General features: G+C 63.9%; 13 protein-coding genes. 8 read left to right on the top strand and 5 right to left on the bottom strand.

The annotated features are described in order from the left end of the window. Positions 1–146 precede the first annotated feature (146 nt). A complete protein-coding gene (locus J2Z31_RS09310) occupies positions 147–602 on the bottom strand; it encodes an RT0821/Lpp0805 family surface protein (protein WP_209601616.1) in 456 nt (151 codons plus the stop codon). 141 nt (positions 603–743) lie between these two features. On the opposite strand from J2Z31_RS09310, the gene pdxH reads away from it, so the two are divergent. Continuing rightward, a complete protein-coding gene (pdxH, locus tag J2Z31_RS09315; RefSeq protein ID WP_209601617.1) occupies positions 744–1,364 on the top strand; it encodes a pyridoxamine 5'-phosphate oxidase in 621 nt (206 codons plus the stop codon). 14 nt (positions 1,365–1,378) lie between these two features. Here the strand turns inward: pdxH and J2Z31_RS09320 are convergent, their stop codons facing one another. Further along, entirely contained in the window at positions 1,379–2,428 is a 1,050-nt protein-coding gene (locus tag J2Z31_RS09320) for a polysaccharide deacetylase family protein (protein ID WP_209601618.1), read from the bottom strand. 326 nt (positions 2,429–2,754) lie between these two features. On the opposite strand from J2Z31_RS09320, the gene J2Z31_RS09325 reads away from it, so the two are divergent. After that, positions 2,755–4,005: a D-alanyl-D-alanine carboxypeptidase gene (locus J2Z31_RS09325; RefSeq protein WP_209601619.1), complete on the top strand. Its 1,251-nt coding sequence runs from the start codon at positions 2,755–2,757 to the stop codon at positions 4,003–4,005. A gap of 52 nt (positions 4,006–4,057) precedes the next feature. Here J2Z31_RS09325 and tldD read toward each other — a convergent pair whose 3' ends face one another. Then, positions 4,058–5,473, bottom strand: coding sequence for a metalloprotease TldD (gene tldD / locus J2Z31_RS09330; protein WP_209602282.1), 1,416 nt, complete (start codon positions 5,471–5,473; stop codon positions 4,058–4,060). Positions 5,474–5,546: 73 nt separating this feature from the next. Continuing rightward, the gene (locus J2Z31_RS09335; RefSeq protein ID WP_209601620.1) at positions 5,547–6,746 is read right to left on the bottom strand and encodes a winged helix-turn-helix domain-containing protein; all 1,200 of its coding nucleotides are present in this window, start codon (positions 6,744–6,746) and stop codon (positions 5,547–5,549) included. A 132-nt stretch (positions 6,747–6,878) separates the two neighbouring features. Between J2Z31_RS09335 and J2Z31_RS09340 the strand changes: the two genes are divergently transcribed. The 5 genes from J2Z31_RS09340 to J2Z31_RS09360 are packed head-to-tail and all read left to right on the top strand — an operon-like array spanning position 6,879 to position 11,429. Next, positions 6,879–7,559, top strand: a complete 681-nt coding sequence (locus J2Z31_RS09340; RefSeq protein WP_209601621.1) for an energy-coupling factor ABC transporter ATP-binding protein — start codon at positions 6,879–6,881, stop codon at positions 7,557–7,559. Further along, positions 7,553–8,158 (top strand): energy-coupling factor transporter transmembrane component T family protein, encoded by a 606-nt coding sequence (locus J2Z31_RS09345; protein WP_209601622.1) that lies wholly within the window; start codon positions 7,553–7,555, stop codon positions 8,156–8,158. The genes J2Z31_RS09340 and J2Z31_RS09345 overlap by 7 nt, the downstream gene beginning before the upstream one ends. Positions 8,159–8,190: 32 nt before the next feature. Further along, complete coding sequence (locus tag J2Z31_RS09350) at positions 8,191–8,754, top strand: biotin transporter BioY (RefSeq protein ID WP_209601623.1); 564 nt, start codon at positions 8,191–8,193, stop codon at positions 8,752–8,754. Positions 8,755–8,758: 4 nt separating this feature from the next. Then, positions 8,759–10,252 (top strand): class I adenylate-forming enzyme family protein, encoded by a 1,494-nt coding sequence (locus tag J2Z31_RS09355; protein WP_209601624.1) that lies wholly within the window; start codon positions 8,759–8,761, stop codon positions 10,250–10,252. Next, positions 10,236–11,429 (top strand): thiolase family protein, encoded by a 1,194-nt coding sequence (locus J2Z31_RS09360; protein WP_209601625.1) that lies wholly within the window; start codon positions 10,236–10,238, stop codon positions 11,427–11,429. Before J2Z31_RS09355 ends, J2Z31_RS09360 begins: the two co-directional genes overlap by 17 nt. Here the strand turns inward: J2Z31_RS09360 and J2Z31_RS09365 are convergent. Next, the gene (locus J2Z31_RS09365) at positions 11,417–11,818 is read right to left on the bottom strand and encodes an acyl-CoA thioesterase (protein ID WP_209601626.1); all 402 of its coding nucleotides are present in this window, start codon (positions 11,816–11,818) and stop codon (positions 11,417–11,419) included. The two genes, J2Z31_RS09360 and J2Z31_RS09365, sit on opposite strands and share 13 nt — an antisense overlap. A 14-nt stretch (positions 11,819–11,832) precedes the next feature. Here J2Z31_RS09365 and J2Z31_RS09370 point away from each other — a divergent pair, with 14 nt between their 5' ends. Beyond that, a complete protein-coding gene (locus J2Z31_RS09370) occupies positions 11,833–12,801 on the top strand; it encodes a zinc-dependent alcohol dehydrogenase family protein (protein ID WP_209601627.1) in 969 nt (322 codons plus the stop codon). Positions 12,802–12,853: the final 52 nt, after the last annotated feature.

The raw sequence follows: 12,853 nt of genomic DNA on the forward strand, positions 1-12,853 counted from the left end.
TTGCCAGCAAGGGAGCCCGAGTTTGAGGGCGATCATTCCGGGGAAGTTGCTAAATATCGGTTAGCCGGCGGCAGCCGTCGCCGGTCGCGAGGCCCGTTCGCCACGCCATTCCCTTGGTTTTGCGAAAACGTGGTTAACCGGCCATTTCAGCTGCGCGGGCCGAAGCTCGTGAGATACCATTCGCCGTTGTCCAATCGGCAGGTTCGGCCGTCGAACTTTGCAATGCCCTCGAAAGAGTGCCGGGTCGTGGTGAAGCGCCGGCAAAGAACGCCGGATGCATGGTCTTCCTCTATGCTGCTGATGACGCCGGCGCTGCCCGAGGCGGTATTCGCCCACGGAATGGCACTCGTGCCTCCCTGGCTGATGTCGGCGGTGGAAACGGCGTTGCGCACCGCGACGGCATCTGAAAGGCCGTCCGACGTCTTGGCGACCGGTACGGTTCCGGTCGCCACCGAGCGGTCGACGCTTGAAGTCCCGAACACACCAAGACCCGCCCCCATGCACCCCTGGAGCACGAGCATCGTCAGGCAAACCGCCGCAGGGCGCAGCCATGCGGAGGAAAAACCCTTCTTGCAATCGATCCACTTTGCTATGTCTTGCACGGCAATCCTGTCAGAGTCGCCAGAGCCCAACCGATCCCGATAAATTCGAAGGCAGGCTCTGACATCATTCGATACGGAAACACCAATCGGACTCATTCCGAACTGTTTCCGGGCCAGATACACGAGCATTGGAAGATAATAATGACGGCGAATGAGTTAACAAGCGGTGACTTCACGGAAACAAATGAGCCCTTTTCCCTTTTCGGCACATGGCTGAAAGACGCTGAGAAGAGCGAGTTGAACGATCCCAACGCCGTCGCTCTCGCGACCGTCGATCCCGACGGCATGCCCAATGTGCGCATGGTGCTGCTGAAGGGGTTCGACGAACGCGGCTTCGTCTTTTACACGAATTTCGAAAGTCGCAAAGGGTGCGAGCTACTGGCGACCCGCAAGGCCGCAATGTGTTTCCACTGGAAGTCGCTGCGCCGACAAGTGCGCCTGCGCGGCCCGGTCGAAATCGTGTCGAAGGAAGAGGCAGACGAGTATTTCAGGAGCCGGCCGCGCGGCAGCCGCATCGGCGCCTGGGCTTCCAAGCAATCTCGCCCGCTCGAGAGCCGCTTCGCCTTGGAAAAGGCCGTCGCCGAATATACGACGCGCTATGCGATCGGCGAGATTCCGCGCCCGGAATACTGGTCCGGCTTCCGCATTGTCCCGACCTCGATCGAATTCTGGCACGACCGGCCCTTCCGCCTGCATGACCGCATCGAGTTCCATCGCCCGGCGCCGGAAGGCGGCTGGATGAAGGTGCGGATGTATCCCTGAGGGAAGCGTACGGCCTATATGGCCGCAATGCGAAACGGGATTCCGGATGCAAGCGCCGAGACGTAGCGCGGGCTCTGGAAGTGCCCATTGAGCGAAATCCGCGGCAAGCCGTGCAAGTTAGGCGAGGATGACAGCGTGCCCGGCTCCGTCGTGACCGCGATCCGGAGACCGAGTTCGGCGGCGAGGCGGTGGTCCCGCGGCGAAACGGTCGACCGGAAGCCATAGGGATATGCGAAGCTCGCAGGACGACGGCCAGCGATCTGCTCGACGCGCACGATCGACGCCATGATCTCGCGCCGCGCCTCCTCCTCGCTAAGCTGCGCCAGGCCTCGGTGGCTGATCGTATGGGCGCCGAGGCTTGCAAGTGGGCTTTCGAGTAAAGCCCGGAGACCCGTCTCGTCAAGCGTAAGTCTGTCGGTGATGGCGAGCGGATCGATGCCGTGCGAGGCTACGGCATGGTTTAGCACAGCAACCGCGCGTGCCTCGTCGCCACCGTGGATATGAGCGGCGATGCGATCGAATGCCGCCTGTTTCTGCACGAGGCCTGCGGTCGCGATGGCTTCTTCCCCCGCTCCGAAGTCAAAGCGGATTTCCCGGCTTGAGGAAAGCCAATCGGCTAACGTTTCCCACCAGAGCGTGTGGGTGCGATCGACGTATCCGGCCGTGACGAAGACGGTGAAGGGAACGCGATGGCGTTCGAATATCGGAAGCGCGAATTCGAGATTGTTGCGATAGCCGTCGTCGAGCGTGAAACAGGCGAGCGGACGGGGATCGGCAGAGTTCAGATGCGCAGGCAGATCCTCGAGCGCGACGAAGCGATGGCCGTCGCGCCGCAAGGCCTGGATCGCGCTTTCAAGGAAGTCGGGTGTGATCTGCAGATGCGCGTTGGGGTCGAAGACGCGTTCGCGCCTGGGGCGGACATGGTGCAGGGTGAAGATCGCGCCGCGCCCGCGCGCGTAGGGCAGCAATCCTGAACGCGCGACAAGGTGTGCGGCTTCGAGCCCGCCGGCGATGGCGGCCCGCCTGACGTGATTGCGCACGAGCCGCCCCAAGCCCTGCTTCATCTCTTGTAACAACCCCCCACTGGATCCGATCGTTTGCTCCGAAGCACCGGCGCGCGATCGCTCCCGACAAAGACGCAGCACACGGGCGGGCGGTCCAAACCAGCGCCGCCGGCGACAGCGTATTGGCGGCGGGTTAAGCCTTGTTGAATCCCCTGCCTCTCAGCTGCACGGGCACTGAAGCGAGGAAACTCGGGCCTCTCGAATAAAAATCACCGCTTGGACCGGTTTTCGGCCGCAATGTTGCTACAATGGGGCGGACTGTCACATTATGAAACATGCGCGCCGCAGGCCGCCGTTGCTTGTTTGCGGGTCAAATGGGGGACTGGATGAAGAATTTGCGACTCGCCTTGGCCACTGCGATGGCATTCCTCGCTGCCACCGCATCGGCACTTGCCGGCAGCGCCTCTCTCGTTCTCGACGTCCAAAGCGGCCGGGTGCTTGCAGCCGAAAACGCCGACGATCTCAATCATCCGGCCTCGCTCACCAAGATGATGACCGTCTATCTCACCTTCGAAGCCCTACGACGCGGGCAGATCGGCTGGGAGACACCCGTGCCGATGTCGAAGGAGGCCGCGCGCAAACCACCGACCAAGTTGCGCGTCAAGGCGGGTGACGCGATCACCGTGAGGGAGGCGGTGAACGCGATGATCGTGTCCTCGGCCAATGACGCCGCCGCGGCCATGGCCGAAAAGCTCGGCGGTTCCGAGGCGAACTTCGCCCGAATGATGACCGCGAAGGCCCGCAGGCTCGGCATGTATCGCACGGTCTTCATCAATGCATCGGGGCTACCGGCAAGCGCACAGGTGACGACTGCGCGCGACATGTCCAGGCTCGCCGTCGCGCTGATCAGGGATTTTCCATCAGAATACCGCCTCTTCTCGACCCAGAGCTTCGCCTTCCGCGGCCGCACCATCCGCGGCCACAACAACCTCATGTATCGCTACGACGGCATGGACGGCATCAAGACCGGCTACACCAATGCTTCCGGCTTCAATCTCGTCAGCGCCGTCAGGGACGGCAATCGCCGCATTATCGGTGTGGTCCTCGGCGGGCGTACGGCAAAAAGCCGAGACAACAAGATGGCCGCCCTTCTCGACCAACATCTTGGAAGAACGTCGTCGCCGAAGGTAGCAACGATGGTCGCCGCCGCGAAGTCGAACAATACGTCCGAGGTACCGACATTGCCCGGTGTTTCGTTATCCTATGCGGGTGAAATCAAGCGGGTGGACAGGGCCGAGTCGGCGATCATGGCGGCAACCGCCACCGCGATCCCGCGGGAAAGGCCGACCCCTGTAAGCGAAGTCGCGAGCGCGGATCGGCCAACCGGCAAGTGGCAGATCCAGATTTCGACGACGCCATCGGCAGAAGGTGCGCGCCGGATTCTCATCGAAGCCCAATCCGCCGGCGGCGCGGCACTCTTAGGTGCTTCACCCTACACGGACGTGAAGGGAACCGGTTCGGCCGCGCGTTACAGGGCGCGATTCGCCGGCTTCCCCACTCGCGAGGCCGCCGCGTCTGCTTGCGACGTCCTGAAGAAGCGTTCCTACGACTGCCTGCTGCTTCCCGGCCGCAGCTAGATGTGAGCTTGCGCGAGCGTCTCTTCCGCGCAGCGGACCTGCTGACGCCGTCCTACGCCTGTGTTCCGCCGACGGTGATCTGATCCATCCGGAGATGCGGCTGGCCGACGCCAACCGGCACCCATTGCCCGCCCTTGCCGCAATTGCCGATGCCGGTGTCGAGCTTCATGTCGTCGCCGACCATCGTGACCCGTTTCATCGCCTCCGGGCCGTTGCCGATCAGCATAGCGCCCTTTACCGGCGCGCCGATTTTGCCATCCTCGATAAGGTAGGCCTCGGTGCAGCCGAACACGAACTTGCCGGAGGTGATGTCGACCTGACCGCCACCAAAGGAAACGGCATAGAGGCCCTTCTTCACCGATGCGATGATTTCCTGGGGCGTGCGGTCGCCGGCAAGCATGTAGGTGTTGGTCATGCGCGGCATCGGCACATAGGCGTAACCCTGACGGCGCCCGTTCCCCGTCGGTGTCATGCCCATGAGGCGTGCGTTCTGCCGGTCCTGCATGTAGCCGACGAGCTTGCCGTCTTCGATCAGCACGTTATAGCCCGAGGGCGTGCCCTCGTCGTCGACCGAGATTGAACCGCGCCGCGCCTCGATCGTGCCGTCGTCGACGATGGTCACGCCTTTGGCGGCCACCTGCTCGCCGAGCAGACCCGCGAAGGCGGACGTCTTCTTGCGATTGAAGTCGCCCTCCAGGCCATGGCCAACCGCTTCGTGCAACATCACGCCCGGCCAGCCGGAGGCGAGCACGACATCCATGGTGCCGGCCGGCGCGTCGATCGCGGTGAGATTGACGAGCGCCTGCCGCAATGCCTCGTCAGCGCCGCGCTGCCAGTTTTCTTCCGTGACGAGATCGCCGAAGCCGCGCCGGCCGCCCGTGCCGAAAGTTCCCGTTTCCTGCCGATCGCCCTCGCCTACCACGACCGAGATGTTGATGCGGGTCATGGGGCGCACGTCGTGAACGCGGTGCCCGTCGGCCCTCAGGATATCCACCACCTGCCAGCTTGCCGAGATCGTCGCCGTCACCTGGCGGACCTTGGGCTCCTTGGCGCGAAGATAGGCATCGATTTCCTGCAGCAACTTCACCTTTGCATCGAAGCTCGGTTCGCCGATCGGGTTCCCGTCGCCATAGAGTTTCTTGTTGGTGCGCTGCGGGGCGGCGGCGTAGGAGCCCGAATAGCCACGGGTCACCTGCCCCACCGCGTCGGCGGCCCTCTGCAGCGCAGCAAGCGACAGTTCTCCGGCATGAGCATAGCCGACCGCCTCGCCGGCAACCGCACGCAGGCCGAAGCCCTGATCGGTATTGAAGCTGCCGCCCTTCAATCGTCCATTATCGAAGGTAAGAACCTCCGCCTGCGCATGCTCCAGGAAGAGCTCGCCATCGTCGGCGCCGGAAAGCGTCTTGGAGAGAACCTTGCGGACCGTGGCCTCGTCCGCATCGAAGAGGCTTGCCAGATTGGTGTCCATGGTTCTGCTCCGCGTCATGAAGGTTTTCTGCTCCATTTAGGGAGCACGGTGCTGCAAGCCAAGAAAAAATCCGTCAGGAACCGACGTTGTTCCAGCCATCGAGCAGCTTGACCCCCTCCACCCCGGCGAAACGGGCGATCCGGTCGAGTTCGGCTTCGAGCTTCTCGATTCGCCCGGAGGAGGCCTTGATACCGGGTTCCAGCCACAGGCGCCGCACGTCAAGGCTGCCGCGCTTGCGATCGGCCTTCATGTCGATGCGGCCGATCAGCCGATCGCCTTCGAGAAGCGGAAAGACGTAATAGCCGTATTCGCGCTTCGGCTCGGGAACGAAGACCTCGATGCGGTAGAAAAAGCCGAAGAGGCGTTCCGTGCGGTTGCGGTCGCGCAGCAAGGGATCGAAGGGGCTCAGAACGCGAACGCGTGCCGGAGCATCGGGAATGTCGCCGAGAGCGTCCGGAAAGCCCGCAAATGCATAGCACGGGCGCGGCTTGCCGCCGTTGGCTGTCTCGATCGAAACATTGCAGAGTTCGTCCCGATGGGCCGCCACCCAGGCCCTGGCCTCGTCCGGCGAAACGAGATCCCAGAAGGCGGCTACCTCACCATGGGTCGCAAAACCCAGCCGCTCGAGCGCGCTGCGGCATGCCCAGTCGACGAACTGCTCATGCGTCACCTCGCCCTCGTAATGATGGGCGGGGATGACCCGCTCAGTGAGGTCATAGACCTTCTGGAAGTTCACACGGCGGGCGATCGCAAGCCGGCCCCGGCGCCACAACACCTCGAGCGCCGTCTTCGACGGATGCCAGTTCCACCACCCGCCGGACTCGTGATCCTCCTCTTTCAGGTCGCGCGCCATCACCGCGCCGTTGCTCGCGATCCGCTGATAGGTCTCGTCGCAGCCCGAGTCGAAGCCGTCCCCGCGCCACTTGCGCCAGCGCTCCCTTATCGTTTCCTCTTCCCATTTGAAGCGGTGTTTCCAATAGATGAAGAAGCGGCTCGGAATGATCGAGGCGTCGTGAGTCCAATGTTCGAAGAGTTCGCCGTCCTCTTCCAGGAGTTCGGTGAGGTGCTCGCGCCGATAGGTCTGGTTTCGGGAGAAAAGGATCTGGTGATGGGCGCGCTCGACGGTGGCGATGCTGTCGACCTGCACGAAGCCGAGATCGTGGATGAGGTGGAGCAAGCCCTCCTTGCCGAGCGAGCGATGCGGCGCGGCCGAGAGCCCCTGCTTGGCGATGAAGATGCGGCGGGCGTCGTGGTTGGAGAGGCGAATCGTCATGACGGGAAGGATAGGCTTTTATTCCCAAATTTCCAATGCCGCTCCAGCGCAGAGCCTACCGGCAAAGCCGCATTGCCCTTGTCGACCGACATGGCCTATAGAGCGATCACGAAACGTGCGAGGGCACAAGGCTTGGATATCCGCTTTACCGATTGCTCGGTCAGCTTCGGCGAACGGCTCGCGCTTCATCCCCTGACTCTTGTGCTCAGCGAGAGGCGCATCGGCGTTATCGGCCTCAACGGCTCGGGTAAGACGACCTTCGCGCGGCTGATCAACGGTCTCGTGAAGCCCACCAAGGGACGTGTCGAGGTCAACGGTCTCGACACGGTCAAGGACGACCGTGCCGTGCTCGCCGAGGCGGGCTTCATCTTCCAAAATCCGCAGCACCAACTGATCATGCCGATCGTCTCCGAGGATATCGCCTTCGGCCTCAAAAATCGCGGTCTGCCGGCCAAGGAGATTTCGCTCCGAACGGAGGCGCTGCTGGCCCGTTTCGGCATCAGCCATCTCGGCAAGCGGCGGGTGCACGAGCTTTCGGGCGGCGAAACACAACTCGTGGCAATGGCGAGCGTCCTCGTCACCGGACCGAAAATCCTGATCCTCGACGAGCCGACCAACCAGCTCGACCTGCGCAACCGCCGCATGGTCGCGGAAACGATCGATGCGCTCGACGAGGACACGATCGTCATTACCCACGATCTAGGACTGGTCGAAGGGGTCGAGCGCCTCCTGCTCTTTCACGAGGGCAAACTTATCGCCGACGGCGCTCCGAGCGAGACTATCCGGCGCTATCATGAGGTCGCCGGATGCTGACGAGCCTCTATGTCGAGGGACGGAGTTGGTTTCACCGGGTACCGGTGCGGGCGAAGCTCATCGCGCTCCTTGCCCTCAGTATTGCGCTCTTTACGACCAATTCGGTCCTCCTGCTGCTGCCGGCCTTTCTCGTCTGCGGCGGGCTCTATTTCTCGCTCGGCCTGACGCTTCGCCAGGCCTCGGCACGCATCGGCTTCATCTTCTTCACCATCCTGGTGCTCGCCGCCGTCAACCTCTTCCTCGTCCCGTTGCCGCAGGTCGTCGCTCTCGTGCTCAGGCTTATGGCGCTCGTTTTCTTCGCCGCCGCCGTCACGGCGACGACCACCATCGGCGCCTTCATGGACGAGGTGACGTTTCTTTTGAGCCCTTGCGAGCGCCTCGGATTGCTAAGGGCGGCCGATGTCAGCCTCGCACTCGGCCTTGTCCTGCGCTTCGTTCCCGATATCTTCGCGCATTACCAGGCGATCAGCGAGGCCCACCGCGCCCGCGGCTTGCCGATCCGGCCGCTGACAATCATTGGACCGTTGATCATCCTAACGCTGAAAGATGCGGATACGATCGCGGCAGCCATTGACGCCCGCGGATTTCGCCGGCAATGAATTCGCGATTCCTAATAAAAGGATAGGACCCCGTGAACACCAGAGACCTCGTCCTCATCGCGCTCTTCGCCGCAATCGTCGTGGTGCTCGGCTTTATCCCGCCGATCACGCTTGGCTTCATCCCCGTTCCGATCACGGCTCAGTCGATGGGCGTGATGCTCGCCGGCTGCATCATCGGTGCAAGGCGCGGCGCGCTCTCCTTCTTGCTTTTCGCACTGCTGGTCGCGATCGGCCTTCCGGTCTTGTCCGGCGGTCGCGGCGGACTTGCCATCTTCGCCGGCCCGTCCGGCGGTTTCATCCTCGGCTGGGTCGTCGCCGCTTACGTCACCGGCTTGCTCGCCGAGCGCATCATCCGTCCCGGGATTTCGGAAGGACGGCAGTTTATCGGCTTCTTTCTCGCTTCGGTCATCGGCGGCATCCTCGTGCTCTATGCAATCGGCGTTCCGTGGCTTTCCGCGGTCACCGGAACACCGCTCCTCGCCGCGGCAACCGGTTCGCTTGCATTCATCCCCGGCGACTTTTTGAAGGCGGCAATCGCGACGCTTGCGGCGCGCGCCGTCTACGCCGGCTATCCGCTGTTGCCGGCGCGCGCCTGAGGCGATGCCGCTTGCCAGCGCGATTGCGCTCCACGCGGGTGAGCGCCCGCATGCCCCGGCTTTCCGCATGGAAGGCCGGGTTTTCAGCTATGGCGAATTGGCCGCGCGATCCGGCCGTGTCCTGCATGCAATCGAAAGTTCGGCCGCGCGGGCGATCGAGCGGAGCGTCCTTTCCGGCCGCACGCGGCTGATCGCGCTCGAAACCGGGAACGATCCGCTGTTTGCGGCCGCCTTCATTGCCGCGACCGCCGGCGGCAATTGTGCCGCGCTCATCGACCCGCACCTGCCACAAGCGAGCCGCGAGCGTATGAAGGCGCAGTTGCGCCCCGAGATCGTGGTCCGCGCCGACGGCGATTTGCTGCACCTGGATGTGCCGTCGACTGGGCAAAGCCTCGCACTGGATGCTTTCGACGGCTCCTCACCGATCAGCGTCGGGGATGGTGACGAGCCATTCCTCGTCGTCTTCACCTCCGGAACGACCGGTGAGCCGAAGGCGATTATCCGCGACCGGCGCTCCTGGCGCGTGAGCCTCGCCACCGGCCAGGGCTTTTTCGGCATCGGGCGGGAAACGACGACCTATGCGCCCGGGCCGCTGGCGCACGGCTTGACGCTCTACGCGCTTGCCGAGTGCCTTCATGCCGGAGCCGAATTCATCGGCGCCCGGCATTTCGATCCGGCGGAAGCGCTGAACGAGATCTCAACGTTCGGTGCCCGGCGTCTCGTGCTGGTGCCGACCATGCTCAGGCGACTGTGCGAGCAGGCGGGCGATCCGACATATAGCGCAGTTGAAAAGATCACAGTCGCCGGCGCCAAGTTGACGACGGCGGACCGGGAGATGGCAGCCCGCGCTTTCCCTGGCGCCGAAGTGACGGAATATTACGGCGCATCGGAACTTGGCTTCATCACCGTCTCCCAGGCTGCCGACAAGCAAAGCCCGACCGCGGTGGGCAAGGCGTTCCCGGGCGTTCGGCTGTCGGTTCTCGACGACGAGGGAAATGCCTTGCCGGCCGGAGAAACCGGGACGATCTTTGTTGAAAGCGAGTTGATAGCGGATGGATACATCTCCGGCGACGACGGCACGGGATTTTGTCGGCGAGGCACGCTCGCGACCGTCGGCGATCTCGGTCATCTCGATCGCGATGGCACTCTGCATCTTCTCGGCCGTGCCGGCGGCATGGTGGTTTCCGGCGGCAACAATATCTACCCGTCCGAAGTGGAACTGGTGATCATGGCCGCAGCCGGCGTCGACGCGGCTCTCGTCCTAGGCCTCGATCATCCCGATCTCGGCAGCGAACTGGCGGCGATCATCCAGCCGAATGGCACCTTCGAGGAGGCTGCGCTTGCGCGCCATCTTGCTGACGCGCTGCCCCGCTACAAGCATCCGCGGAAGATCTGGCTCTGCCGGCGTATGCCGCTGACCGCCTCCGGCAAGATCGCGGCCAGGGAACTCCGGCAATGGATCGCGAAGGAGGACCCTGCCCTTGAACGCCTCGTCTGATCCGTCCCGCACACCTGTCGTCATTGCCGCCTTTCGCACGCCGATCGGGCGCGTCAATGGCAGCCTTGCGGCGGTGGAGCCCGCGAGTCTTGCCGCCCTGCTGATAGAAAGGATCATCGACGATACCGGTCTCGACCGTGCCGAAATCGACGATGTGCTTCTCGGCAATGCCGCCAACAGCGCCGGCAACCTCGCCCGTCTTGCCGCGCTCGAGGCCCGCCTGCCCGTCGCCATTCCCGGCGTGACCGTCGATCGCCAATGCGGTTCGGGGCTCGAGGCGATAGTGCTGGCAGCGCGGCAGATCCAGGCCGGGGCGGGGCGCTTCTATCTCGCAGGCGGCGCCGAAAGCGCGAGCCGCGCCCATATCCGGCTCCGGCCCCCGGTTGCGCGCGGCGACGAACTGCAGCCAGTGAAGCGCGCACGCATGGCCCCGGATTTCATTGGCGATCCGGATATGGGTGTCGCGGCCGAAAATGTCGCCGCCGCCTGTGGAGTGTCACGCGAGCGGCAGGATCGGTTCGCGCTCGAAAGCCATCGCCGCGCCATCGCCTCGGAGGCTGCGGGCCGGTTTGCCCGCGAGATCGCGCCGGTGCCGACGCCGTCCGGTGCGGTCGCCAAGGATGAATGCCCCCGCGCCAATGCCTCAGCCGAGACGCTCGCCCGGCTGAAGCCGGTTTTCGTCAAGGGCGGTACAGTCACAGCTGGCAATGCCTGTCCCATCAATGATGGCGCTGCCATGGTGCTGGTGACGAACCTCGCCGAGGCGCGCCGGCTCGGAGTTTCGTTCGCGCTCGAATTCGTCGACGCGGCGACGGCCGGGGTCGATCCCAACCTGCTCGGCCTCGGGCCCGTTCCCGCAATGGCGAGACTGCGCGGCCGCAATCCGGGGCTCCACCTCGGCGACATCGATTTCATCGAATTCAACGAAGCCTTTGCCTCGCAGGTTCTCGGCAGTCTGGACCAGCTCGAAATCGCGCCCTCGCGCGTCAATCGCGATGGCGGCGCGATCGCACTCGGCCACCCCTACGGCGCTTCCGGGGCGATCCTCGTCGTCCGGCTGTTCTCGCAGATGCTCGAGGCCGCATCAGCTAGCCAGGGCCTTGCCTTGATGGGAGTGGGGGGCGGCATGGGCATGGTGGCGCATTTCCGCAGTGTCGGGGCAGATCAGCTGGCGTAGCCGGCAAGCCAGTCTCGCGTCGGCGCCGGCAGCGGCACCGGCTGCCTGCCGGCAGGGTTGACGGCGACCCAGACGACCTCGAGTTCGGCGGCGAGCGCATCGCCGGTCTCGACACGAACGGTAAAGGTCACGGAACTGCCGCCGAGCTTGGCGACAGTGACGGTAAACCGGGCAGCATCGTCGAAGCGCAATCCGCGATGAAAGGTGCAGGCCGAGCGGCGCACCAGATAGGCCGGCTCGTTTTCAACCACCGGTCGGTGTCGCCAGAGACTGGCGAGCGCCGCCTCCGCATGCGCGTAATAGGCTGCATTGTGCATGTGGCCATGCATGTCTATATCCCGAAACGGGATGCGGATTTCCGTGACATTCTCCCGCTTGATGCCGTCCATGCCGAGATCCTCCCATGCGCTCGACCCTCGTTAGACAGTTTGGCGACCCCGAACAAGTGATCGAACTCCTGGATGCCGAACGCATCGCCCCGGCCGCCGGCGAGGTTGAGATTGAAGTCTCCCTCGCAGCGATCAATCCCTCGGACCTCATCCCCGTCACCGGCGCCTATCGGGCCCGCACCGAACTGCCCTTCGTGCCCGGCTTCGAGGGCGTCGGCGTGATCAGCCGCGTCGGCAAAGACGTCGTCGATCTCAAACCGGGCGATCGCGTGATGCCGATCGGCGCGAGCGGCCTGTGGCAGCAATTCCTGGTGCGTCCAGCGAACTGGTGCTTTCGCGTCCCGGACGATATCAGCGACAGCCAGGCAGCAATGAGCTACGTCAACCCGCTGACGGCGCTTCGGCTCGTCGAGGAACTGCGCATGCATTTCGGCTCTCTGGAGGGCCGGGCAGTCGCTGTCACCGCGGGGGGCTCGGCAATCGGCGGCATGTTGATGAAGCTCATCGAACGCGAAGGCATGGTGCCGACGGCGATCCTCCGCAGCAAGAAAAGTCTTGCCCGCTTCGATGCGCGCCAATGGATCAGCATCACCGACGGCAGCGATCTTCCTCCGGCAACGACGTTCGATGCCGTGCTCGATGCCGTCGGCGGCACGCTTGCCGGAGCACTGATCCGCCAGTCCATTCATCCGGGCGGCATTCTGATCCAATACGGCGCCTTGAGTGGCGTTCCGGTGCCGCAAGAGGCAATCGCCGCCCGCGCCGATGTCCGCTTCGCCTTCCTTTGGCTCAGGACCTGGATACATTCGGCCGGCCGCGCGGCGATCGAGGCTGCCTTCGCCCGAAGCTTTGCGGGCCTGCGCGACGGGCTCTTCGCAAGCCCTGTCGCGGCGACCTATCCAATAAGCCGACTCGCCGACGCGCTGGCGCATCAGGCCGATCCGCGTCGGGACGGCAAGATCCTCATCTCTCCGCGCTGTTGAAAATCGGCAGAATTGCCGCCGCTGCCATGGATTTTGACAGGTTCGCGCACTA

Origin of the sequence: Sinorhizobium kostiense, from assembly GCF_017874595.1 — a bacterium.
Lineage (GTDB): Bacteria > Pseudomonadota > Alphaproteobacteria > Rhizobiales > Rhizobiaceae > Sinorhizobium > Sinorhizobium kostiense.